Origin of the sequence: Paenibacillus nuruki (assembly GCF_963311185.1) — a bacterium.
GTDB classification, from domain to species: Bacteria; Bacillota; Bacilli; order Paenibacillales; family Paenibacillaceae; genus Saccharibacillus; species Saccharibacillus nuruki.
The window spans coordinates 2,119,767-2,143,110 of the sequence record NZ_OY725677.1 but is presented as its reverse complement, the minus strand read 5'-3'; the positions used below and the strand labels follow the sequence as shown (position 1 = coordinate 2,143,110).

Genomic DNA, 23,344 nt, shown 5'->3' with positions numbered 1-23,344 from the left:
AGATATCATAGTACCGTTTATTATAAAAAATCAGCTAAAATCTGATCTTGATCTAGCGGCGTAATCACTTTTGCATCGGGTGACAGTGTCTTGTCGTTCATCGAACGAATCAAAGCATCCTGATCCAACTCTGCTGTGAAAATGATATCAGCTTCTTCAATATGTGGAGTCAGTGTTCCATGAGCCTCAGCGTGAAGATGGAACAACTGATACAGATTCGGTCGAATCAATTCAGTCATCGCTCGTCCGATCAGTGCAGAGCTCATCCGGTTCGTTGCAATATTATTGACATCATCAGGATAATGTTCCAGAGCGATATCTGTCCACAACATTTCACGTTGTTCTACATCGACAATAACTGGAATACAGATACGGGAATTAGCCGCAATATCTATACGATTTTGCACAGTAGATGATTCAAAGACTTCACCTGATTGCGGCACTTGACGCATCATCCACCCTGCATAACATTCAGGTAAATCTTTGAATACTTGTGATGTAAAAGCATTCACAGACATCTGAATATAGCGCACTCCCGATTCTCGGACAGAAGGAAGATGCAAGTCGATATACTCTGCCGCCCCTTCAGGAGCCGTAACAATATCCCCACTATGAGCTGCTAAAAAGTGATCGGAACGCAGATTCATATAGGAAATATGCTCTATTCGTTGCCATTGATCATCATACAGAATAGCAGATAGATCAATATCTACGCGATCACTATGTACACCATTTACCCATCCTTCTTTCCACCATACAAAAAAGCGCAAGGTATCGCCTTGATTCAGTGGTATCCATGAACCACGTGTTAATGTACGTAATGACTTACTAGCAGAACGTACACCTAAAGGTACAAAATGTTTTTTTAACTGAGGATCGATATAGATTTGTCCCAGATCTGGCTGTTCAGCAAATTTGTCGATCAATGCTTGCTTTGTGACTGCAATAATCGAAGACGTTACCTGTTCAGTTAAAGGAACAAGAGGTTGAGTAGATACAAATAGCTTAGCTGTATTGCCTTTTGGGAAAAAGTGACGTCTAGGTAAGGTAGAAGAACGCTTTTCAAAATGAGCCATTACACTTAATAAAATAGGTGTAGATACTTCGGGAGCGATCATCCGATATCGATTCAACAAAGACTCCATATCAACACCACTACGAATCAATCGATCCAGACGACGTACAAATTCACCTGGACGCTGACTTAATAGCTCTAAGATATGCTGATCCTGATGAGAAGCAAAAGCTTGTTCCACTTGGGAATAAAATGTTTGTGGACGATCTCCATGGCGCAGAGCATCAACATGTATCGCTGTTTGTGGAAAATGTTGACGGTATTCGCCCGGGTGAAGTCTTTCGCCTAATCGAATCCATCTGCCTTCATAACGGAACATATCTTCCAGCGGTTTACTGATATTTTCCAACAAGGCTAGGATTAATTTCCGCTGAGCACGTGAAAAAGAAACAAATCGAGTATTTGTTGCAAGACTGACATCCCCATTAGACAAAGCAGTAGCGATGCGCAAAACATCGGTGGCTGTCTGTACATGAGTATATAGCCATTCTTTATCTATTTTACCCGCAGAAATTAATGCTGCGATAAAGATAGCAGCATTCTCTTTATTAGGGATCACATCAGGTGTACTTTGTTGCCAGTGAGGTTGATGATTCGCAAACCAGATCAAATGCTCACGACTTGTTACAGGAAGTGCAGAGACCGCACGAAGTAAATGTTCACATATTTGGGCAAATTCTTCTTCTGTTCCTAAATGAATCACACGTAAAGAGACTTGATCCAATAGCATAATCTTCGGTTGTTCATCTTCAGGGGTACTATGACTCTCAGGTAAAATGCCTGTCCAATAATGAATAAGAGCGTTTATGTATAGCTGAGCATCTGACATTTGCATCACTTGATCGGGGAATCGAGGGTACATCATCCGATAATTCCGTTCAAAACCTGTCATTTCACAGAGTTCTTTTACTAATTTCTTATACCACGCTGTAAAAGTAGTTACTGACCATGTATTTAATATATCTAATACTGCTGGCGAAAATGTAAACCCTAGCGGTTCTAAGTTGGTCAAAGCTGTAGCTAATACATTAGCAGGTAATGAAGCTTCTTGTTGCTGAGTATGTAAAATTACTTTTAATTCACGTTGTAAATAAATCGAAAATTGATCCATCGGCGATATTCACTCCTTAAGCGCTTAATAGGATAAGCACCAACCATTGTTATACAAAAACAAATAAAAAAATCAGGAAACAGGTGTCCCTAATAAAGCAGCAGTTGGATTAGAAGGAAGGGGCACCATAGCCTGATTGTTCTTATTATAAGGAAGTTAAAAATGAAAAGCAAACGTTACCAACTTCATCATATCTTCATTCACATTTCAGACATAAATTTAAAAATAGTACACTATTCAGACAAAAAATGTTTTATAATGTGCTCATGCAGGTAAAAAAAGGTAATACTTATATTCTTTTTCAAAGATATCGATCTATGCTTTGGAAAAGACTAAAGTAGAAGCAATGATAAGATGTACACCTGTGTATTATTGTTCATTTGGAATACAGCAAGTTCATACTTTTTCGAAAGGCGGACTATCCATGGCAGACGATAATCAGAAGCAACCGCAAGCAAGTGAACATGAAGAAGAATTAACGTTAACGAATCGTCAGGGACATCCGGTTACTGACAATCAGAATGTAAGAACCGTAGGTAATCGAGGTCCGATTACGCTAGAGAACTACAACTTTTTAGAAAAAATCTCTCATTTTGATCGGGAGCGTATTCCAGAACGTGTTGTTCATGCTCGAGGCGCTGGAGCACATGGCGTATTCGAAGCATATGGAACAGCTGGCGATGAACCTATTTCCAAGTATACTCGTGCCAAACTTTTTCAAGAAAAAGGAAAGCAAACGCCTGTTTTTGTACGCTTTTCAACAGTGGTACATGGCAATCATTCACCTGAAACATTACGTGATCCGCGCGGATTTGCGACAAAATTCTATACCGAAGATGGTAACTGGGATCTAGTCGGTAATAACTTAAAAATATTCTTTATTCGTGATCCTTTGAAATTTCCTGATATGGTTCATGCCTTTAAGCCTGATCCTGTTACGAATGTACAAGATATGGAACGCTTTTTTGATTTTCTGGCAAATAGTCCAGAGTCTACACATATGGCAACATTCCTCTTTTCTCCATGGGGAATCCCTGCGAACTACCGGCAAATGCAAGGTTCCGGTGTAAATACCTACAAATGGGTCAACAAAGACGGAGAAGCCGTATTGATCAAGTATCACTGGGAACCGGTAGAACAAGGGATTCAGAATCTAACGCAAGAACAGGCGAATCAAGTGCAAGGGTTAGATTTTAACCATGCGACAGTCGATCTGTATGATGCGATTGATCGTGGAGAATATCCAGAGTGGGAATTGTGCGTACAGATTATGAGCGATGATTATCATCCTGAGCTGGACTTTGATCCGCTTGATCCGACCAAGTTATGGCCAGAAGATCAATTCCCATTTCTTCCAGTCGGCAAAATGACACTGAATCGTAATCCAGTAGACTATTTTACTGAAGTCGAGCAAGTGGCGTTCGGTACTGGGGTACTGGTAGATGGATTAGACTTCTCGGATGATAAATTGTTACAAGGGCGTACATTCTCTTATTCGGATACCCAGCGTCACCGGGTAGGAGCGAACTATCAGCAATTGCCGATTAATGCACCGAAGTCGAATGTCGCTACCAACCAATCTGGCGGGCAAATGCGTTATGAGCCAGACACAGCGCCGAAGCAGAATCCTCATGTCAATTATGAGCCTTCTTCTCTGGGTGGTCTGAAAGAAGCTCCCAAAGCAGGTGCTGATCATGAGCCTCATTATTATGATGTGAATCTAATGCGTCAGAAGCTAGATCGTCCTAACGATTTTGCACAAGCAGGAGAAACGTATCGTAACTTTGAAGATTGGGAACGTAATGAGCTAGTAGCCAATATTGCAGCAAATCTAGCGCAATGTGCTGATGTGATTAGCGATAAATTTATTGCAAATCTACAACAAGCGGATACCGAGTATGCACAGCGTGTAACAGATGAATTAGCTAAAATTAAAGCTGATCCTTCGAACAAACCGTTACATCGTGCCAACACAGCAGCCAAATTAGCCCAAGAAAAAGGTCATGATGCTAAACCGTACTAATATGTACGAACATGACAAGCTTTTATAAATAAGATAGAAATGAAGTTATCTGTAAGCTCTCTATTGTTTTCGCTGATTAGTGCGGGACGATAGAGAGCTTTATTTATGTTCATATATAGTCGAATAGAGCAGAGATTATATACTAATCGTTTAGTCTACTATGAGAAAGGTTTAATGATAAGCAAGACGATATACATATAGCAAAGGCGGAGAATACAATGAAAATTATTATTACACGTGAAGAAGCTGTTCAAAAAGGAATATGGGAAAAAGTAATGCAGATGTTCGGTGTGGATCAAGATGATGATACCTATGCCAATGAACAGTTTATTTTGACCGAGGAACAAGCCAAACAATTGCAATTAATCTGATCGTCTAAGATACTATCTAATGATAATAGATCAATCAGCAAAGCAGAGATCCAATAACTATTTTAAACTTCAAAAAGAAAGGCTACTCTTTTCGTTAAGAGTAGTCTTTTTTATTGCATTCTATCTCTATAAGATTATATTTCCAAAATAAGTTATAAAAGGTATTATGAACCTGAAACCTAGTTGAAAGAAATGTTGTTATCCTTAAATATGTAAGCGTTATCTTTTTGAGAAAGTTTACTTTATTCGAAGGAGTGTTGGCATGAAAACATGGAAAGTGCTAGGAACAACAGCGATGGTTACTGCTTTATCTTTATCCATTGTAGGGATAACTTCTGCGGAGGCGAATACGATCTCTTCTACATCTGTAAATGATCTAACCTCATCTAGCTCTACAGAATTAGCATCTGCTACAGCGGCTATTCCGGCAGGAGCAATCGTTGTGGATCAGAAAGGTTCAGGTCAGTACCAAACGGTACAAGCAGCCATCAATTCGATTCCAGCTAACAATAATCAACAGAAAATAATTTATATCAAAAACGGTACGTATACTGAAAAATTAACGATCACTCAACCCCGGATTACATTACAAGGAGAAAGTACGACAGGAACTATTCTTAGCTACAATGCCACCAATGCCAGTAGTGGAAGTACAACCAATAGCGCAAGTACTACGGTCAAAGGCGATTATTTTCAAGCCAAAACGATTACTTTCCGCAACAATGCAGGGATCAATGCTGGTCAAGCTGTAGCTTTTTATAATAATGCAGACAAAGCGGTCTATACCGATGTTCGTTTTCTAGGGCATCAAGATACAGTCTATACACCGGGTACAGGCAGGCAATATTTCAAAAACTGTTATATTGAAGGAACGGTTGATTTTATTTTCGGATCGGCGACAGCTGTATTTGATCAATGTCAGATTCATAGTCTAGGTGCAGGCTATGTTACTGCTGCTTCTACAGGTGCAGATACGAAGTATGGCTATGTCTTTTTAAATAGTCGTCTGACCAGCAGTGGAACAGCTAATCAATCAGTATACCTCGGTAGACCGTGGCGTCCTTATTCAGCAGTGACGTATATCAATACCGATATGGGAGCTCATATTCAACCTACAGGTTGGGATAACTGGCGTGATCCAGCGAATGAAGCAACAGCTCGGTATTATGAATATGCAAGCAAAGGTGCAGGAGCAAACAACAATGCACGCGTGAAATGGGCAAAATTCTTAACCAATGAGCAGGCAAAAGCAATCACTATCCAAACGGTACTTGGTGGAACAGATCAATGGAATCCTACACAAACGAATTAGAATGATTCTTTTAGATCAGATCATCCTATATCAATATCGACTTATCCTGTTTTTGTAAAAAGGAGTCTGGCATTCTGCTTGGTAGAGGATGTTCAGATTCCTTTTTTGAGTTGTCACCAAAAGTACATATAAAAAGCAGATAATACAAGCTTTTTTTGGGTAAAAAAAGAGTATAAACCCGTTGTTATATGTTATTTAAAAAGATACATATCAACATTGGCATAATAGAGAGCAGACTGTAATCACAGATAAAGGAGTGTTGGAATGGAATATTATCGTCAGGAAGTCGATCAAGTACTTGAGGAAGTGGAAAGTTCGACACAAGGATTATCGAATCAAGAAGCGAAGCAGCGTATTGAGACGCAAGGATACAATGAACTCAAAGGTAAAAAGAAAACACCAACATGGAAGCTGTTTTTAGAAAATTTCAAAGATCCCATGGTTATCGTATTATTAGCAGCTGTAACTGTGCAACTTATATTAGGGCAATGGGTAGAATCAATTATTATTTTCTTTGTGTTAATACTGAATGCGATTATCAGTGTTGTACAGACACGCAAAGCAGAAAGTTCGATTGATGCACTGAGGCAAATGTCTGCGCCTGAAGCGAAAGTGATTCGGGATGGAAAAAAGCAAAGTATCGAAGCTAGAGAATTGGTCAGTGGAGATATTGTACTTCTCGAAGCAGGAGATTATGTACCTGCGGATGGACGCTTACTAGAATCAGGTAGTCTCAAAGTCGATGAAGGGATGCTTACTGGAGAATCCGAAGCTGTAGATAAGCATATTGATCTTATTCATGAAGAAGCGCCGATTGGAGATCGCCGCAATATGGTGTTTAGCGGTTCACTGGTCGTGTATGGACGGGGCACAGTTGTGATTACAGGAACAGCATTAAATACCGAAATAGGTAAAATTGCTGGATTGATTGAAAGTGCAGAAGCCAAGCAGACACCACTACAACGTAAGCTTGAAAGCTTTAGTAAAAAGTTAGGTATATTTATTTTACTGCTATGTATCGTTATTTTTGGTGTAGAAGCAGGTCGGATCTGGTTTTCAAATGAAGTAGTCGATATGACGGCAGCTATCTTGAATGCATTAATGTTTGCTGTGGCGGTAGCAGTAGCAGCTATTCCAGAAGCTTTATCGTCTATCGTGACGATTGTGTTGTCTGTCGGAACCAATAAAATGGCAAAACAACATGCTATTATTCGCAAATTACCTGCGGTTGAATCACTTGGTTCTACTAGCGTTATCTGTACCGACAAAACAGGAACCTTAACACAAAATAAAATGACAGTAGTTGATTATTTTTTACCAGATGGAAGTACCGATGATTTCCCGGATGATCCTCAGCAATGGTCGGAAGGCGAACGCCGATTACTGCATATCGCTGTATTATGTAATGACTCGAATATCAATGATGAGGGTAAAGAGTTAGGTGATCCTACAGAAGTCGCTTTGATCGCTTTTAGTAACAAAAAGAATAAAAACTACAACGAAATTCGTGAAGAATTTCCACGTCAAGGTGAGCTCCCATTTGATTCCGATCGCAAACTGATGTCGACGATCCATATGTTTGATGATCAAAAAGCAATGCTTACTAAAGGTGGGCCGGATGTGTTAATCGGTCGCTGTACACAAGTATTTGTAGGTGACAAAGTCGTTCCACTGACAGACGAGATTCGTGAGCGTATGCAGACTGCTAACGAAGACTTTTCGAATCGTGCTTTGCGAGTATTAGCGTATGGATACAAAATTATTCCTAATGATCAGACTCAAGTCGGTATAGAGGATGAGCAGGAGTTTATTCTTGTTGGACTAAGCGCTATGATCGATCCACCGCGTGAAGAAGTGGCTGGTTCGATTGCAGAATCCAAAAAAGCAGGTATCCGCACAGTAATGATTACAGGAGACCACAAAACTACAGCGCAAGCGATAGGTAGAGATATCGGTCTAATGGATGATCAAGATATTGCGGTTACCGGTCAAGAGCTGGATCAAATGTCTGAACAGGAACTCGATCATCAATTGGAGAAAATTGCTGTGTATGCACGTGTTTCTCCTGAAAACAAAATCAGAATCGTTCGTGCGTGGCAGAAAAAAGGTAAGATTACAGCCATGACTGGAGACGGTGTCAATGATGCACCGGCACTCAAGCAAGCTGATATTGGTGTCGCTATGGGTAGCGGAACAGATGTAGCTAAAGATTCAGCAGCGATGATCCTGACCGATGATAACTTTGTATCTATTGTCAATGCAGTAGGTGTAGGTAGAACAGTATTCGATAATATCAAAAAAGCGATTGCCTATTTATTTGCAGGCAACTTGGGTGCGATTATAGCGATTTTGTTCGCTTTGATTATGGATTGGATCAATCCTTTTACAGCGATTCAATTACTGTTTATCAATTTAGCGAATGATTCTCTACCTGCTATTGCATTAGGCATGGAAAAAGCAGAACCTGATGTGATGAGCCGGAAGCCAAGAGATATCAATGAAGGTATTTTTGCAGGTGGAACGATGCAGGCTGTGATTACACGTGGTGCGCTGATCGGTATTGCAGTGATTTTGTCACAGTATATCGGTTTACAACACTCACCAGAAATGAGTGTTGCGATGGCATTTACAACATTGATTCTAGCAAGAACGTTCCAGACTTTTGCTGCTCGTTCCAATGTACAGACCGCATTTGGAGTAGGTCTATTTAGCAACAAATATGTATTGGGTGCAGTAGCCCTATGTCTGTGTCTATATGGAGTCACATTACTTCCAGGGGTACGCGATATTTTCTCTATTCCTGTAGAGTTTGGTGTACAGCAATGGGCTGTAGCTACAGGGCTTGCGTTAGGAGCAGTATTATTGATGGAAGTGGCTAAATGGATACGTACTAGAGTGACGATGAAGCAACAATTGAACGATGCTTGAGATTGATAGGAGAAGCATGATAGATAGTGTTAGAACCAAGAAGAAGGTGAAGCGTATCATACGTCTCACCTTCTTTTTCATTGATTAAGATAGGGGATAAGGTTTATTTGTCCTGTATAGCTATGTTAAAATGAAGATGATAAGATAAAATCCATTTTTGAGATAAAAAGGAATAAATGAAAAAAGCGCATTATAAGTACTGGAGGTGAACACTACTTATGTTAAAAGGTAAAAATATAACAGGTAGGCTCATAGCCGTGATGTATTGCTTGGTGATGTTTGAACTTTTAGTTCGAGCACCAGAAGGTCAAGTTGCGCATCATCCAATGTGGTATTATTCGATGATTCCGTTAGGAGCAGTTATTATTTACACTATTTTCGATAAATTTATTAAGTTTGATTTCTTTAAAGAAGACGAGCGATAATGAACGATAAAAAAACAGCCTGTTATCAGAGCATCTAAATGCTTGATTACAGGCTGTATGTTGTAACAATAGAATATATCAACAATTGCTAAATGATGCTGTATAGATTAAAAGGATGTCTGAAAAAGATTACTCTTTATCAGATTTATCGTCATCTCCAGCTGCTTTTGGAGAAGGTTTGGCTGTCCATTCATCGGCTTGTGTCTCGATATTGGAGCCATCCTCTTTTCTCTTTTTCTCCATCAGTGTATCTTCTGAATGAGTTTCGGGTTGTTTGTTTTCTTCTGTCATGATTAACTCCTCCTCGTATTGAAATCAGTATAGTGTTCCTTTCTATATATACCCGTTCTCGCTTTGGACAAACATTGTTTTGGATTTGATTGTGATCGACTATTGATTCTGCCATAATAAAATCAAGTGATGGATTGATATTCTTTTTTATGAAAGCGTTATATTTCTAAGGAGGAGATCAGATGAAAGATATACATATTGGCATGATTGGGTATAAATTTATGGGGAAGGCGCATAGCAATGCATATCGCAGTCTACCGATGTTTTTTCCAAAAGCAGCAAAGCCTCACATGTCTGTTATCTGTGGTCGTGATTCCAAGCAAGTGGAACAAGCTGCAGCGCAATTCGGTTGGGCAGAACATGTAACAGATTGGCAAGATTTGATCGCTCGTCCTGATATTGATCTGATTGATATTAATGCACCAAGTAATATGCACAAAGAAATTGCGTTAGCAGCCGTACAAGCGGGTAAACATCTCTTTTGTGAGAAACCGTTAGCTTTATCACTTGCTGATTCACGCGAAATGTTAGAAGCCGCAAATCAAGCAGGAATTGTGCATATGATTGGGTTTAATTATCGTTTCTCACCTGCGGTACGATTAGCGAAGAAGTTAATTGATAGCGGGCGGTTGGGAGAAATTCGGCATTTTCGTGCATGGTTTCTACAAGACTGGTTGCTTGATCCTCATTTCCCATTAGTCTGGCGTCTGCAAAAAGAAATTGCCGGTTCTGGTTCCCATGGTGATCTTGGGGCTCATTTAATAGACCTTGCGCATTATCTTGTAGGGGATATGGAAGAAGTGATCGGAATGAGTGAGACATTTATCAAAAAGCGTCCACTAGCTACAGAAATGACAGGCTTAAGTGCTAAAGGAAATCAAAATGGTCCACAAGGCGATGTGACTGTCGATGATGCAACATTGTTTATGAGTCGATTTGAAAATGGAGCTTTAGGCAGCTTTGAAGCAACCCGATTTGCAGCAGGGCATCGTTCGACCAATTCATTTGAAATTAATGGCAGTCTGGGTAGTGTAAAGTTTGATTTTGAACGAATGAATGAATTAGAAGTCTACTTTACATCAGACGAAGCAGATACACAGGGATTCCGCCGGGTATTAGCAACAGATGATGTTCATGATTATATGGATGCATGGTGGCCACCCGGGCATACGATTGGATTTGAACATACGTTTATTCATGAAATGTTAGAGCTGGTTAATGCGATCACTGAAGAACGGCAAGCTTCGCCTAACTTTGAAGACGGAGTGAAGTGTCAGGCAGTATTAGAAGCAGTCGAACGTTCTATTGAAGAGCGTCGTTGGATCAATATCGCTGATATGTAGAACTACAGCAATGGGCAAGACCATTAGCGATAAAAAGGAGGGACATTTGATGACAACTCACTGGGATGAATCACAAGTACCTGATATGCAAGGCAAAACGATCGTTATTACAGGCGCCAATAGTGGTATAGGATACGAAGCGACTCGTATACTGGCTGGCCGCGGAGCAGAGATTATTATGGCTGTACGCAATTATGAAAAAGGTCAACAAGCCCTTCAAAATATTCAGAATGTTCATCCTACCGCCAAATTACAATTAATGCGTCTGGATCTGAGTGAATTAGCCAGTATTCGTAATTTTGCTGAAGAGTTCAGACAGAAGCATCATCAATTATCGATTTTAATTAATAATGCAGGTGTGATGATGCCTCCTTATAGCCGTACTCAAGATGGATTTGAGTTACAATTCGGTAGTAATCATTTAGGGCACTTCGCATTGACAGGTTTACTATTACCTCATCTGCTTGCTACACCTTCAGCTCGAATCGTAACATTGAGTAGTATTGCGGCGTATGCAGGTAAGATCGATTTCGATAATCTGGATGGCAGCAAAGGATATCGAGCATTTAAATTTTATAGTCAAAGTAAGCTTGCTAATATGCTATTTGCTCGTGAATTACAGTTACGTCTAGCACAGCATCAAGCAGATGTGATCAGTGTGGCTTGTCATCCAGGGTTTACACATACCAACTTGGCTTCACGTGGTTCAGGCAAGCCTGTGAGTGGCATATTTGGATTGTTATCTCGTTCTTTCGGACAACCTGCATTAATGGGTGCTTTGCCTACCTTATATGCGGCGACTTCTCCAGCAGTACATGGCGGAGAATATATAGGGCCAGATGGTAAAGGTGGACGCAAAGGATATCCCAAGTCAGATGATCATATTGATAAGCTATATCAAGCCGATCTTTCTAAGCAATTATGGACGCTGTCTGAATCATTGACCGGTGTTCACTACGAATGGAAGCAACCTGAATTTGCATCATTTTCATAATTTTTGCACCATCCATTAGAATTCTAAGGAGTGTTAAAGATGAGAAAAGCATTGATCGTATGGGGTGGCTGGGATGGGCATGAGCCTGAACAAGTCTCTCGCATATTTGCAGATATACTGGAAGAAGCTTCTTTTGAGGTAGAACTAGCGAATGATCTAGAAGCTTTTAGAGATGCCGATAAATTACTTGGGCTTGATCTGATCGTACCTGTATGGACGATGGATGACATTGAACAACAATTAGTAGATCATGTCTCTGCGGCGGTGCAACAAGGTACAGGACTAGCGGGTTGTCATGGAGGCATGTGTGATGCTTTTCGTAAAAATGTCGATTGGCAGTTCATGACAGGAGGACAGTGGGTAGCACATCCCGGAAATGATGGAGTAGAGTATACCGTCAATATCAAGCCAATCTCCAGTCCGCTTGTTGAAGGAATAGCTGATTTTCAAGTGAAATCAGAACAGTATTATCTTCATATTGATCCTGCTATAGAAGTGCTGGCGACGACAACTTTTCCAATCGTAGATGGTCCACATCGTCTTAATGGTCAAGTACAGATGCCTGTCGCTTGGACAAAGCGATGGGGTACAGGCAGAGTGTATTACAACTCGCTAGGTCATCATGCCGATATCGTAGATATGCCACCTGTCAAAGAAATGATGCGTCGTGGATTATTATGGGCAGCCGATGGTAAGACCAGAGCGCAGGCAGAAGCTCAAGCTACAGGTCAAGTCTATTCAGGTATGGCAGATAGTCAGTAAAGTGTTATTCTGCGAAAGCGTACTTTCCATGTATAAAAAGGAACTTCCAAAATCAATATCACCATATTAAGCCATTGTACAAAATGCTTTATCAGCATATGACTCTGTTTATTCTAAGAGAAATAGACTGAAGCAAATACAATGGCTTTTTATATGTTAATTAAGCAGTTAATAATCTTTATAAGACTGTATTATTTTCCGTAAAATTTTGAGTAAGCGTTAACATTTTTAAAATTAAACCCGTTTATTTTTGTTTATAAACTTTTCAAACGTATTCAAAGATGATATACTCCTATCAAAGCAAAACAAACATATCCAAATATCTATCCAAACTTATTCATTAATGGAGGAATATCATGATACCGAATCAGTGGAACACAGGACAGGTTGCAAAGATTACAGAAGGTGTAGATCAACTGGTATATCGTTCTAATCTTATTGGTTCAGATCGCCGTGTATGTAACTGGGGTGGAGGTAATACATCTAGCAAAGAAATCACAACTGATTTTCGAGGTCGTGAGATTGAAGTGATGTATGTCAAAGGCAGTGGTTCTGATCTAGCGTCGATGGAAGCCAAACATTTTACAGGATTACGACTTGATGATATTCGTCCATTATTTGAAAAAGAAGAAATGCCTGATGATCAGATGGTTGCTTATCTCGCCAATTGTATGATTGATGCCAAAGCACCTCGCCCATCGATTGAGACATTATTGCACGCATTTTTACCTTTCAAACATGTCGATCATACCCATCCTGATTCGATTATCGGTCTGTGTTGCGCAGATAACGGCAAAGAAATAGCTCAAGAGATTTTCGGAGATACCTTTGTCTGGGTTCCCTATATTCGCCCGGGATTCACATTGTCCAAAATGATCGCTCAAGGCGTACTGGATCATCCCAATGCTGAATTGGTCTTGATGGAGAAACATGGTCTAGTCACATGGGGAGCTACACAGGAAGAATGTTATGCCAAAACGATCGAAATGATTAATAAAGCTGCAACCTATATCGAACAAAAAGCTTCACAACAACCGTTATTCGGTGGCGAGAAAGTTCAATCTCTAGAAGCTAACCAACGCCGTGAATTGGTTGCTCACATCATGCCAGCAGTACGTGGAGCAGTAAGTGACAGTAAGCGGATGATTTTAACATTTGACGATGCTGAAGATGTACTTTCTTTTGTAAATGCGAACGATGCAAGTCGATTATCCCAAGTAGGCGCGGCTTGTCCAGATCACCTTGTACATACCAAAATGACACCCTTATTTATTGACTGGCAACCAAGTGCTGAAGATCATGAAGGACTCAAACAAGCAGTCATTCAAGGCATTACCAATTATAAACAGAAATATCAAGATTACTTTGAACAAAATGCACATGAAGGCGATGTGATGTTCGAAGCCGCACCACGAGTCATCTTAATTCCGGGAATCGGTATGATCAATACAGGCAAAAGCCATGCGATGTCTTTAGTCAGTGGAGCATTATATCATCGTGCGATTGCTGTGATGCGTGGAGCGACTTCACTTGGACAATTTGTGTCCCTGAGCGAATCAGAATCATATAATGTAGAGTACTGGCCGTTAGAATTATATAAATTATCGCTTGCACCTGCCGAAACGGAATTTTCACGCCAAATTGCTCTCATTACAGGTGGAGCAGGAGGAATCGGAAGCGAAACGGCTCGTCGACTGGTAAGTGAAGGTGCTCATGTAGTGCTAGCAGACTTGAATCTGGAAGGTGCACAAAAAGTAGCAGATGAGATTAATGCTCAATACGGCCCTCATCGTGCACTGGCTGTCCAGATGGATGTCACCAGTGAAGAACAAGTCGCTCAAGCATATGCAGAGACAGCTATTCATTATGGTGGAATCGATATTATTGTAAACAATGCAGGTCTTGCCACTTCTAGTAAATTTGAAGATACCACACTCAAAGAGTGGAATCTGAATATGAATGTTCTGGGTACAGGCTACTTCTTGGTCGCTCGTGAAGCTTTTAAAGCGATGAAAGAACAGGCACTAGGCGGCAGTATGATATTTATCGGCTCCAAAAATTCAATCTATGCAGGCAAAAGTGTAACCGCCTATAGTTCTGCCAAAGCACTAGAAGCTCATCTTGCTCGTTGTATCGCAGCAGAAGGTGGCGAACACGGCATCCGTGTCAATACCATCTTACCTGATGCTATTTTGCAAGGATCAGCGATCTGGAATTCTAACTGGCGTAACGAACGTGCCGCCGCTTACGGGATTGAACCCGATCAATTAGAAGAACACTACCGCAAACGCACTACATTACTGGTCAATATTTATCCAAAAGATATCGCTGAAGGCATCGCCTTTTTCGCTTCATCCAAAGCCGAAAAAACAACAGGCTGTATGCTAACCATCGACGGCGGTGTCCCAGCCGCATTCACCCGTTAAGCTGTGCAGTTAAGAGGCAACCCAATTAATTATAAAAATCAAAATCATACTTTTAAAATCATAACAATAAATAAACTCATTCTTATCATTCAATAATAGGTATAATATGGAAATAAACATGGAAAATTATACAAGCAATACCTAATAAGCTTTTCTAAAAATAAAATTAACACTCTATCTCAACAAAGCACCCTAAGTAACTCTAAATGATCTCCCAATAAAGTAACATTAGCTACCCACCAACCAACCTTTAAAATATTTACTTCATAGGTATCTCTCCCCTCTGAGCGAAGGGAATATTATTGTTCTGAAAGAGTGAAACGATCGCCTTTGAAGTCATATCCCTACCGCAAAGCGGAAATCAAAGGGATATGACTTCAACAGCGACGACAAGAACAATAATATTCCCATAGCGTTCTCCCACCCAGATACCTATCCATAAAATTGCCAAAGGAGCCCACAAAATGAATGCCTATGCCTTATTTGAAGAACAACAACAGTCCCGAGGAATCGACCTGAACACTGTCCGTTCAAGATTGAAAGCGCTACAAATCGAAACTCCATCATGGGGATATGGCGATTCAGGAACTCGCTTTAAAGTATTTCAAAAAGTCGGGGTGCCACGTACCCCATTTGAGAAATTAGAAGATGCCGCCCAAGTACACAAAGTAACAGGGGCTTGCCAATCCGTAGCTATCCATATTCCGTGGGATCAAGTAGATGACTATAGTCAATTACGTAGCCATGCAGAAAGTTTAGGACTGACAATCGGAGCGATCAATCCCAACCTTTTCCAAGATGAAGATTATATGCTGGGTAGCGTCACTCATGCAGATTCAGCGATTCGGAATAAAGCGATTGCTCATTTGAAAGAATGTGTAGATATCGCGAAAGAAACCAAATCTAAAGATTTCAGCCTTTGGTTCGCCGATGGTACCAATTATCCCGGTCAAGGCAGTATTCGTCAGCGTAAACACTGGATGCTTGAAGGATTGCAAGAAATGTACAAAGTACTTGATCCCGATATGCGTTTGTTGATTGAATATAAATGCTTTGAACCTGCTTTCTACCATACGGATATAGCGGATTGGGGGATGGCGTATAATTTGTCGCTCAAGTTAGGCGAGCAAGCACAAGTACTGGTTGATACGGGCCATCATTTACCCGGGGCCAATGTGGAGCATATTGTCTCGTATTTGATTGATGAAGGTCGTTTGGGCGGGTTCCATTTTAACAGTTATAAGTATGCAGATGATGATCTAGTTGTCGGTACTATGAATCCGTATGAGTTATTTTTAATCTTTTATCAGATTTTGGATGCACTGGATAGTCAGGAACAACTATTGGTAGATACCGTGAATAAAATGCTCTATATGATCGATCAATCTCACAATATCGAATCCAAAATTCCGGCGATGATTCGCTCAGTGATGAATGTGCAGACGCAATATGCCAAAGCGTTATTGATTGACCACCAAGAAGTAGCCGAAGCACAGCGTAAAGGTGATGTATTAGGAGCAGAAGATGCGGTGCGTAAAGCTTTTGAATTTGATGTGACTCCATTGTTACATTCGATTCGTGAAGAAATAGGTGTACCGATTGATCCGATGAAAGCATATCTAGCGGATAATTATGGTTCTTCGATTCTAGCGAGAGGCAAAGGTGGTGCAAGCTGGTGAGTATCCTTGCTTACGATCTAGGAGCAGGCAGTGGACGAGCGATTATAGGTAGGCTGACCGATAACCGGATCGTGACTCAAGAGATTCATCGCTTTACCAATCAGCCAGTCAAAGTAGGCGACCGTTTACATTGGGATATTTTGCGCCTTTATCATGAAATTCAGCAAGGACTGATCATTGCCAAGCAAGAGCATATGTTGCCAGAGAGTATCGGTATTGATTCATGGGCAGTCGATTATGGATTGATTGGACGACATGGCGAACTGCTGGGGAATCCATACCATTATCGCGATTGGCATACCCATGGAGTGATGGAGAAAGTACAAGATCACTTATCGAAACGTGCTATTTTTGAAGCGACAGGTATTCAGTTTCTTTCGTTTAATACGATTTACCAATTAGCTGCATTACGCCAAAGTGATTCACCGTTACTGAGCGAAGCCGAGCGCTTTTTGATGATTCCCGATCTATTGCGTTATTTTATGACGGGTGAAATGATTAATGAATTTACGAATGCGACGACTACACAGCTCTTTAATGTGAGACAAGGAGATTGGGATCGCAAGTTATTATCCAGTATCGGTATTCCAGCTTCATGGTTTCACAAACCGGTTCAACCTGGATCATCAGCAGGGCGTATACGTTCTTCATTAATGGTTGATCTAGGGATTCCAGCGATTCCAGTCACAGCTGTAGCAGAACATGATACCGCTTCTGCTGTGGTAGCTGTACCCGCTTTGTCAGGTTCTTTTGCCTATTTAAGCTGTGGAACATGGTCGCTGATGGGAACAGAAGTGAAGCAACCGATTATTCATGAGCAAGCGATGAAATGGAACTTTACTAACGAAGGCGGAGCTTATGGCACGTATCGTTTGTTGAAAAATATTATGGGATTGTGGATTTTTCAAGAACTGAAGCGTGAAGCTGAGCGGGAAGGGCATCACTATTCATTTGAACAATGGATTCATCATGCACAGCAAGCTCCTGCTTTTGCGGCTCTGATTGATCCAGATGATGTATTGTTTCTTCATGCGGGAGATATGCGTTCTCGGATTCGTCAATATTGTCGGCAGACTGGACAACAGCCACCTGATACGTATGGAGCGCTTACGCGTTGTATTTTTGAAAGTCTGGCTCTGAAATATCGTTATGTGCTAGAACTGACCGAACAGTTATCTGACCAAACATTTGAAGGATTGCATATGGTGGGTGGCGGTATTCAAAATAAATTGCTGTGTCAGTGGTCAGCAAATGCGATCGGTCGTCCGGTGTGGGCTGGCCCTGCTGAGGGAAGCGCAATTGGCAATTTAGCGGTACAATGGATAGCACAGGGGACATTCAAAGACATGCAGGAAGCAAGAACCGTAATCCGGGATTCTTTTCCTATCGAAATCTATGAACCGGAGCAGGTACAAGCTTGGGAAGAAGCTTACGGGCAATTTCTGCGATTGATCACAGTGTCTACCCAATAACGATACGGAGTGTGGCTGATATGTTGGTGGCAGAACGATACGACATGATTGTAAGACTGGTGAATGAAAAAGGAAGTATGCGTGTAACGGAACTGAGTGAACAGTGTCAGGTGACCGAAGAGACGATCCGGCGTGATCTGGATCGCTTAGAACGTCAAGGATTACTGCGTCGCTCTCATGGTGGTGCAGTCAGTGTCAAAGACGAGCAACCTGAGACTCCTTTTTCCGAACGTGAAATTACGTATGCAGAAGAGAAACGGCGGATTGCTCGCGAAGCGATTAAGCTGATTGAGCCGCAAGATCGAATCATACTGGATGCAAGCACAACAGCATGGTATATGGCGGAAAGTTTACCTGATATTCCATTGACTGTACTGACCAATTCAATTCGTGTAGCAACACAACTTAGCAATAAAGAAAAGATTGATGTGATTTCTACAGGTGGATTGTTATTATCACGCTCGCTATCCTTTGTCGGGCCCTTAGCCGAGCGTTCACTAGATACGTACTATGTAGATAAAGTATTTCTGTCGTGCAAAGGAATCCATGCCGAACGAGGCGTTAGCGAATCGAACGAGATGCAAGGACGAGTGAAGCAAAAAATGGTCGGTATGGCGGATAAAGTAATTTTGCTAGCAGATGCAAGTAAATTCGGCGTTCAAGCATTTACCCATGTGATGGACTTGAGTGAAGTTCATGAACTTATTACCGATCGCCGTCTATCTCCTGAAAGTATAGCGCAATATCAAGAACAATCGATTCAAGTGACAGTTGTCTAAATGTATCCTTGTCAATAACAATGATGCAACAAGAAGCTAATGACACAATGATATACGCTTATGAATATGCAAATAAAAGATGGCAGTCGTAGAAGATATGGCTGTCATCTTATGTATAGAGGGAAGAGGTGTGCAGAGTGAAAGTATCGTTATTTATTACTTGTCTGAGTGATGCTATCTATCCCAAAGTCGGTGAAGCGATGGTACGTCTATTAGCTGCACATGGTATACAGCTTGATTTCCCACCCGTGCAGACCTGTTGTGGTCAGCCTTCTTACAATAGTGGGTATTGGGATGAGACAAGAACAGCCGCACGGACGATTTTGAAAGCGTTTCAATCTAGCGATTTTGTGGTATCTCCGTCCGGTTCTTGCACCTATATGATTCATCATTATCCTGAATTATTTAAAGATGAACCGGAATATTTAGCGCTAGCTCACGAGTTGGAAAGTAAGACGTATGAATTTACGCAATTTCTGGTCAAAGTATTGGGAATTACCGATATCGGAGCAGCATTTCCTTATAAAGTCACATATCACCCATCCTGTCATGGTAGTCGTCTGCTTGGAATCAAAGATGAACCGATCGCCTTGTTAAATCATGTACAAGGATTAGAACTGGTACCGCTACCTTTTGCTGAAGATTGCTGTGGCTTTGGCGGTACATTTGCTGTGAAGATGGCAGATATATCAGGTGCGATGGTCACTGAAAAAGTCGATCATATCAAGGAGACAGAAGCTGAGGTATTGGTCGGTCTGGATATGGCATGTCTGATGAATATTGCAGGCAATCTTAGGCATCGTGGTGAACAAGTACGGGTTATGCATCTAGCTGAACTTCTATATGAAGGGGTGAATATACGATGAATCCAGCATCTTCTACCCGTGGTACAGTCAAAGAACGTGCAGATATTGCGCTAAATGATGATTTTCTGCGAAATGCAGTGCGTTTTACAACCGATCGTCTACGAAGTGGTAAAAAAGTAGCTTCTACCGAACATGGGAACTGGGAAGAATGGCGTGAACGGGGTCGTCAGATTCGTTTGCATACAATTGCTCATCTCGATTATTATCTCAATCTATTTGTAGAAAATGCTCGTAGTAATGGAGTCCATGTTCATTTTGCGGATAATGCAGTAGAAGCGACAGATATCGTCATGACGATCGCCAGACAGAAAGAAGCACAGTCTGTTATCAAATCTAAATCTATGGTGTCAGAAGAAGTGCATATTAATCAAGCGCTTGAATTATCTGGCATTGAAGCGATTGAGAGCGATCTGGGTGAGTATATTATCCAATTAGCCGGCGAAGGCCCTTCTCATATTGTAATTCCAGCTATACACAAAAATCGTTACCAGATTGCTGAACTTTTATCTGAAGATGCAGGGGAAACGTTAGAACCGGATACGACGATTCTGGCAGGTTATGTACGGCGCAAATTACGGCAAAAATTTCTGGAAGCCGATATCGGGATGACCGGATGTAACTTTGCGATCGCAGAGACGGGTTCGATGGTGTTATTTGAAAATGAAGGTAATGCCCGTATGGTAACTACAGTTCCTAAAACGCAGATCACATTGATGGGGATGGAACGTATCGTTCCTTCATGGGCTGACCTTGAAGTGATGGCGACCCTACTGCCACGTTCGGCGACCGGACAACGCTTAACCATGTACATGTCTGGCATTACTGGACCTAAGCGTACTGTGGATGCTGATGGCCCAGAAGAAATGCATATTATTATTGTGGATAATGGTCGCTCACAACAGTTGGGTGATCCTGAATTTCAAGAACTACTCAATTGTATCCGTTGTGGGGCATGCCTGAATGTCTGTCCGGTCTATCGTCAGATTGGTGGTCATTCGTATGGTGGAACGTATAGTGGACCGATCGGGGCTGTGTTAACACCAGCGCTGAATAAAAATGTAGCCGAATGGGATGATATCGCCGGTGCATCCAGTCTATGTGGAGCCTGTTATGAAGCTTGTCCGGTCAAAATTCCGCTCCACGATATGCTTGTTTCTCTACGCAGGCGCAAAGTCGAGCGAGGTCATGGCGACAAACTTGAAGCACTCGGTATGAAAGGGTTTGCCACATTAATGGCTAATTCGAAGCGATTTGCACTAGCTATGCGTTTGGGGAAAATTGCCCAAAAACCATTTGTGCATAATAGTGGTATTCATCTCAAACTAGGACCACTTAAAGGATGGAACACCTACCGTGTAGCTCCAACGTTAGCAAGTCATTCTTTCCGTGATCAATGGAAAGAACTATCTGCGGAGACTGCGGCTCAACCGAAAACGATAGACCCTGCGGTACGTCAGCGAATGGAACAAGTACTTGCAGATCGCCAACATAGCAAGTCCACAAGCAGAACAGGAGGGGAATCACATGAGTAACACCAATCAACCTTTTTCTGCTAAGCCACCTGTGGTACCCAATCCTGAAGGTTCTCATCTTACGCCAGATCATGAACAACATGATTCATCGCAAGCAGATTGGCTTGATGAATTAGAGCAGAAGTCCAAAGCCAAACAACAGACATTTATGAACCATATTGCAGATCGTCTACAACGCCCACGAATCCAAGAAGCACCGCAACATCCTTTTCGCGGGGCACCAGAGATCTGGCAAGATTTCAATTGGAATGAAGCTGAAAAGATCGAAAAATTCACAAAGCATTTTACCGAAGTGGGTGGTAATGTATTGCGGATGCAGACGTTGGAAGAAGCAGGTGCATTTATTGCGGAACAAAGTCGTCTGTTGAATGCACAGTATATTGTCCGCCAACAATTACCGGAGACAGAAGCATTAACTTTGGAAGCGCGCCTACCCCATGTACAAATATCAGCGTGGAATAGCCATACAGAAGAAGCATGGAAAGCAAGAGCCGCCGAAGCGGATATCGGAATTGTCTTGGCTGATGGAGCCGCTGCATATACAGGTACAGTTATGGTAACGTCTTCTGCATCACAAGGTAGATCGGTGAGTCTATTACCGACCGTCTGTATCGTGTTACTCCCAATCGAGCGCTTGCAGACACGCTTAGGCGAACTACTGATTCCATGGGATAGTAAAGGCAGAGAGAATCTACCTGCGGGTATTCATTTTATCTCAGGGCCTAGTCGTTCTTCTGATATTGAAAATGAATTAACAATCGGCGTGCATGGTCCCGGGATTGTATATACATTGTTGATCGGGTGATAGCCATAATTATATATCTCATATAAAAAGCTGATCACTATAGACTGTGATCAGCTTTTTATATGATTTGGCAACAGCAAACTGATATATTCCCATAAGTACCCATACAATTAAAATAAACAATACAATCATTAACGTTATTTCCCACTTTTTGCGTTACTGTTCCATGATTTACAGCTCTTGATGAATGGAGTTTAACATATAACTCTCAAAATAAATTGTAAACTACACATGTTTCATAGAGTATGTATTTACTCTAATAATAAATTATCTTTAAATCGGTTTACCCTATTTAAGCTATCGTTTGTGTAAAAATGGGTATATGAATAGAAGTCCTATTTTTACAATAGATGGAGGGTTATACGATGAAAATGTCAGGAAATACAATATTAATTACAGGTGGAGCATCAGGAATTGGTTTGGCTTTCGCAAAACGATTTATGGCGCTGGGTAATACAGTTATTATCTGTGGAAGACGTCAAGATTGGTTGGATGATGTGCAGAAACAATATCCAGCATTACATACGATCGTTACAGATGTAGCTGAAGAAGCTCATCGTGTGGGATTAGCAGATCGTGTGTTGACTGAATTTCCCAAGCTAAATATGATTATGAATAATGCAGGTATACAGCGCAATTTCTCGGTTCATGATAACCAAATTAGCTGGGCGGCTCATCGTCAAGAATTAGCCATTAATCTAGATGCGCCGATTCATTTGACGACTTTATTTCTACCTCATCTTCGTCAACAAAGTCATGCGGCTATTATCAATGTCACTTCAGGGCTTTCTTTCTCACCCAAAGCATCTGCACCGATCTACTGCGCGACCAAAGCAGGGCTACATTCATTTACATTATCGTTGCGCCAACAATTAGTAGGCTCACCGATCGATGTCGTAGAGATTATCCCGCCAGGTGTTAATACCGATCTAGGTGGTGTAGGGCTACATGACTGGGGCGTACCGGTAGATGAATTTGCAGATAGCATCATGCAACGAATTGAAGCAGGCGAAGTCGAAGTAGGCTATGGTAGTTCTGAGAAATCACGCCTCGCTTCACGAGCAGAATTGGACGAAATATTTCAGAAGATGAACAGTCAGTCATCACCACAGATTTTGTAATCAACAGTCTATCCTCTCTCTATAATATT

The 23,344-nt window shown here is 41.3% G+C and carries 18 protein-coding genes; 16 read left to right on the top strand and 2 right to left on the bottom strand.

From position 1 onward, the window contains the following. Positions 1-20: 20 nt before the first annotated feature. Positions 21-2,186, bottom strand: coding sequence for a TerD family protein (locus tag RCP16_RS09255; protein ID WP_308642269.1), 2,166 nt, complete (start codon positions 2,184-2,186; stop codon positions 21-23). A 424-nt stretch (positions 2,187-2,610) separates the two neighbouring features. Here RCP16_RS09255 and RCP16_RS09250 point away from each other — a divergent pair, with 424 nt between their 5' ends. The 5 genes from RCP16_RS09250 (at position 2,611) to RCP16_RS09230 (ending at position 9,245) form a co-directional block, all read left to right on the top strand. Then, positions 2,611-4,209 (top strand): catalase, encoded by a 1,599-nt coding sequence (locus RCP16_RS09250; RefSeq protein ID WP_308642268.1) that lies wholly within the window; start codon positions 2,611-2,613, stop codon positions 4,207-4,209. Between the two features lie 218 nt (positions 4,210-4,427). Next, positions 4,428-4,580, top strand: a complete 153-nt coding sequence (locus RCP16_RS09245) for a hypothetical protein (RefSeq protein ID WP_193555948.1) — start codon at positions 4,428-4,430, stop codon at positions 4,578-4,580. A 262-nt stretch (positions 4,581-4,842) separates the two neighbouring features. Continuing rightward, complete coding sequence (locus tag RCP16_RS09240) at positions 4,843-5,892, top strand: pectinesterase family protein (RefSeq protein WP_241669341.1); 1,050 nt, start codon at positions 4,843-4,845, stop codon at positions 5,890-5,892. A 264-nt stretch (positions 5,893-6,156) separates the two neighbouring features. After that, positions 6,157-8,820, top strand: a complete 2,664-nt coding sequence (locus RCP16_RS09235) for a cation-translocating P-type ATPase (RefSeq protein ID WP_308642267.1) — start codon at positions 6,157-6,159, stop codon at positions 8,818-8,820. Between the two features lie 218 nt (positions 8,821-9,038). Next, entirely contained in the window at positions 9,039-9,245 is a 207-nt protein-coding gene (locus RCP16_RS09230; RefSeq protein WP_308642266.1) for a hypothetical protein, read from the top strand. A gap of 129 nt (positions 9,246-9,374) precedes the next feature. On the opposite strand, the gene RCP16_RS09225 is transcribed toward RCP16_RS09230, so the two are convergent. Further along, positions 9,375-9,536, bottom strand: coding sequence for a hypothetical protein (locus RCP16_RS09225; protein ID WP_175425104.1), 162 nt, complete (start codon positions 9,534-9,536; stop codon positions 9,375-9,377). 182 nt (positions 9,537-9,718) lie between these two features. Between RCP16_RS09225 and RCP16_RS09220 the strand changes: the two genes are divergently transcribed. The 11 genes from RCP16_RS09220 to RCP16_RS09170 all read left to right on the top strand — a co-directional run bounded on the left by RCP16_RS09220 (position 9,719) and on the right by RCP16_RS09170 (position 23,315). Beyond that, complete coding sequence (locus RCP16_RS09220) at positions 9,719-10,879, top strand: Gfo/Idh/MocA family protein (RefSeq protein WP_308642265.1); 1,161 nt, start codon at positions 9,719-9,721, stop codon at positions 10,877-10,879. A 49-nt stretch (positions 10,880-10,928) separates the two neighbouring features. Then, the gene (locus RCP16_RS09215; RefSeq protein ID WP_069325914.1) at positions 10,929-11,873 is read left to right on the top strand and encodes an oxidoreductase; all 945 of its coding nucleotides are present in this window, start codon (positions 10,929-10,931) and stop codon (positions 11,871-11,873) included. 39 nt (positions 11,874-11,912) lie between these two features. Beyond that, positions 11,913-12,635, top strand: a complete 723-nt coding sequence (locus tag RCP16_RS09210; protein WP_308642264.1) for a ThuA domain-containing protein — start codon at positions 11,913-11,915, stop codon at positions 12,633-12,635. Positions 12,636-12,991: 356 nt separating this feature from the next. Beyond that, the gene (locus RCP16_RS09205; RefSeq protein WP_308642263.1) at positions 12,992-15,061 is read left to right on the top strand and encodes a bifunctional aldolase/short-chain dehydrogenase; all 2,070 of its coding nucleotides are present in this window, start codon (positions 12,992-12,994) and stop codon (positions 15,059-15,061) included. A gap of 464 nt (positions 15,062-15,525) precedes the next feature. After that, positions 15,526-16,740, top strand: coding sequence for an L-rhamnose isomerase (gene rhaI, locus RCP16_RS09200; RefSeq protein WP_308642262.1), 1,215 nt, complete (start codon positions 15,526-15,528; stop codon positions 16,738-16,740). Beyond that, entirely contained in the window at positions 16,737-18,212 is a 1,476-nt protein-coding gene (gene rhaB, locus RCP16_RS09195; protein ID WP_308642261.1) for a rhamnulokinase, read from the top strand. Before rhaI ends, rhaB begins: the two co-directional genes overlap by 4 nt. A gap of 20 nt (positions 18,213-18,232) precedes the next feature. Then, on the top strand, positions 18,233-18,991 hold the full coding sequence (locus RCP16_RS09190) for a DeoR/GlpR family DNA-binding transcription regulator (RefSeq protein WP_069325919.1): 759 nt from the start codon (positions 18,233-18,235) through the stop codon (positions 18,989-18,991). 137 nt (positions 18,992-19,128) lie between these two features. Then, positions 19,129-19,857 (top strand): (Fe-S)-binding protein, encoded by a 729-nt coding sequence (locus tag RCP16_RS09185; RefSeq protein ID WP_308642260.1) that lies wholly within the window; start codon positions 19,129-19,131, stop codon positions 19,855-19,857. Next, complete coding sequence (locus tag RCP16_RS09180) at positions 19,854-21,389, top strand: LutB/LldF family L-lactate oxidation iron-sulfur protein (protein WP_308642259.1); 1,536 nt, start codon at positions 19,854-19,856, stop codon at positions 21,387-21,389. Before RCP16_RS09185 ends, RCP16_RS09180 begins: the two co-directional genes overlap by 4 nt. After that, complete coding sequence (locus RCP16_RS09175) at positions 21,382-22,194, top strand: LutC/YkgG family protein (RefSeq protein ID WP_308642258.1); 813 nt, start codon at positions 21,382-21,384, stop codon at positions 22,192-22,194. The genes RCP16_RS09180 and RCP16_RS09175 overlap by 8 nt, the downstream gene beginning before the upstream one ends. A gap of 365 nt (positions 22,195-22,559) precedes the next feature. Then, entirely contained in the window at positions 22,560-23,315 is a 756-nt protein-coding gene (locus RCP16_RS09170; RefSeq protein WP_137222867.1) for an SDR family oxidoreductase, read from the top strand. The last annotated feature ends 29 nt before the right edge of the window (positions 23,316-23,344 follow it).

Coding starts and splice junctions, on each gene's coding strand:
- RCP16_RS09255 (WP_308642269.1), bottom strand. CDS start 2,186: ATGGATCAATTTTCGATTTATTTACAACGTGAATTAAAAGTAATTTTA.
- RCP16_RS09250 (WP_308642268.1), top strand. CDS start 2,611: ATGGCAGACGATAATCAGAAGCAACCGCAAGCAAGTGAACATGAAGAA.
- RCP16_RS09245 (WP_193555948.1), top strand. CDS start 4,428: ATGAAAATTATTATTACACGTGAAGAAGCTGTTCAAAAAGGAATATGG.
- RCP16_RS09240 (WP_241669341.1), top strand. CDS start 4,843: ATGAAAACATGGAAAGTGCTAGGAACAACAGCGATGGTTACTGCTTTA.
- RCP16_RS09235 (WP_308642267.1), top strand. CDS start 6,157: ATGGAATATTATCGTCAGGAAGTCGATCAAGTACTTGAGGAAGTGGAA.
- RCP16_RS09230 (WP_308642266.1), top strand. CDS start 9,039: ATGTTAAAAGGTAAAAATATAACAGGTAGGCTCATAGCCGTGATGTAT.
- RCP16_RS09225 (WP_175425104.1), bottom strand. CDS start 9,536: ATGACAGAAGAAAACAAACAACCCGAAACTCATTCAGAAGATACACTG.
- RCP16_RS09220 (WP_308642265.1), top strand. CDS start 9,719: ATGAAAGATATACATATTGGCATGATTGGGTATAAATTTATGGGGAAG.
- RCP16_RS09215 (WP_069325914.1), top strand. CDS start 10,929: ATGACAACTCACTGGGATGAATCACAAGTACCTGATATGCAAGGCAAA.
- RCP16_RS09210 (WP_308642264.1), top strand. CDS start 11,913: ATGAGAAAAGCATTGATCGTATGGGGTGGCTGGGATGGGCATGAGCCT.
- RCP16_RS09205 (WP_308642263.1), top strand. CDS start 12,992: ATGATACCGAATCAGTGGAACACAGGACAGGTTGCAAAGATTACAGAA.
- rhaI (WP_308642262.1), top strand. CDS start 15,526: ATGAATGCCTATGCCTTATTTGAAGAACAACAACAGTCCCGAGGAATC.
- RCP16_RS09190 (WP_069325919.1), top strand. CDS start 18,233: ATGTTGGTGGCAGAACGATACGACATGATTGTAAGACTGGTGAATGAA.
- RCP16_RS09180 (WP_308642259.1), top strand. CDS start 19,854: ATGAATCCAGCATCTTCTACCCGTGGTACAGTCAAAGAACGTGCAGAT.
- RCP16_RS09175 (WP_308642258.1), top strand. CDS start 21,382: ATGAGTAACACCAATCAACCTTTTTCTGCTAAGCCACCTGTGGTACCC.
- RCP16_RS09170 (WP_137222867.1), top strand. CDS start 22,560: ATGAAAATGTCAGGAAATACAATATTAATTACAGGTGGAGCATCAGGA.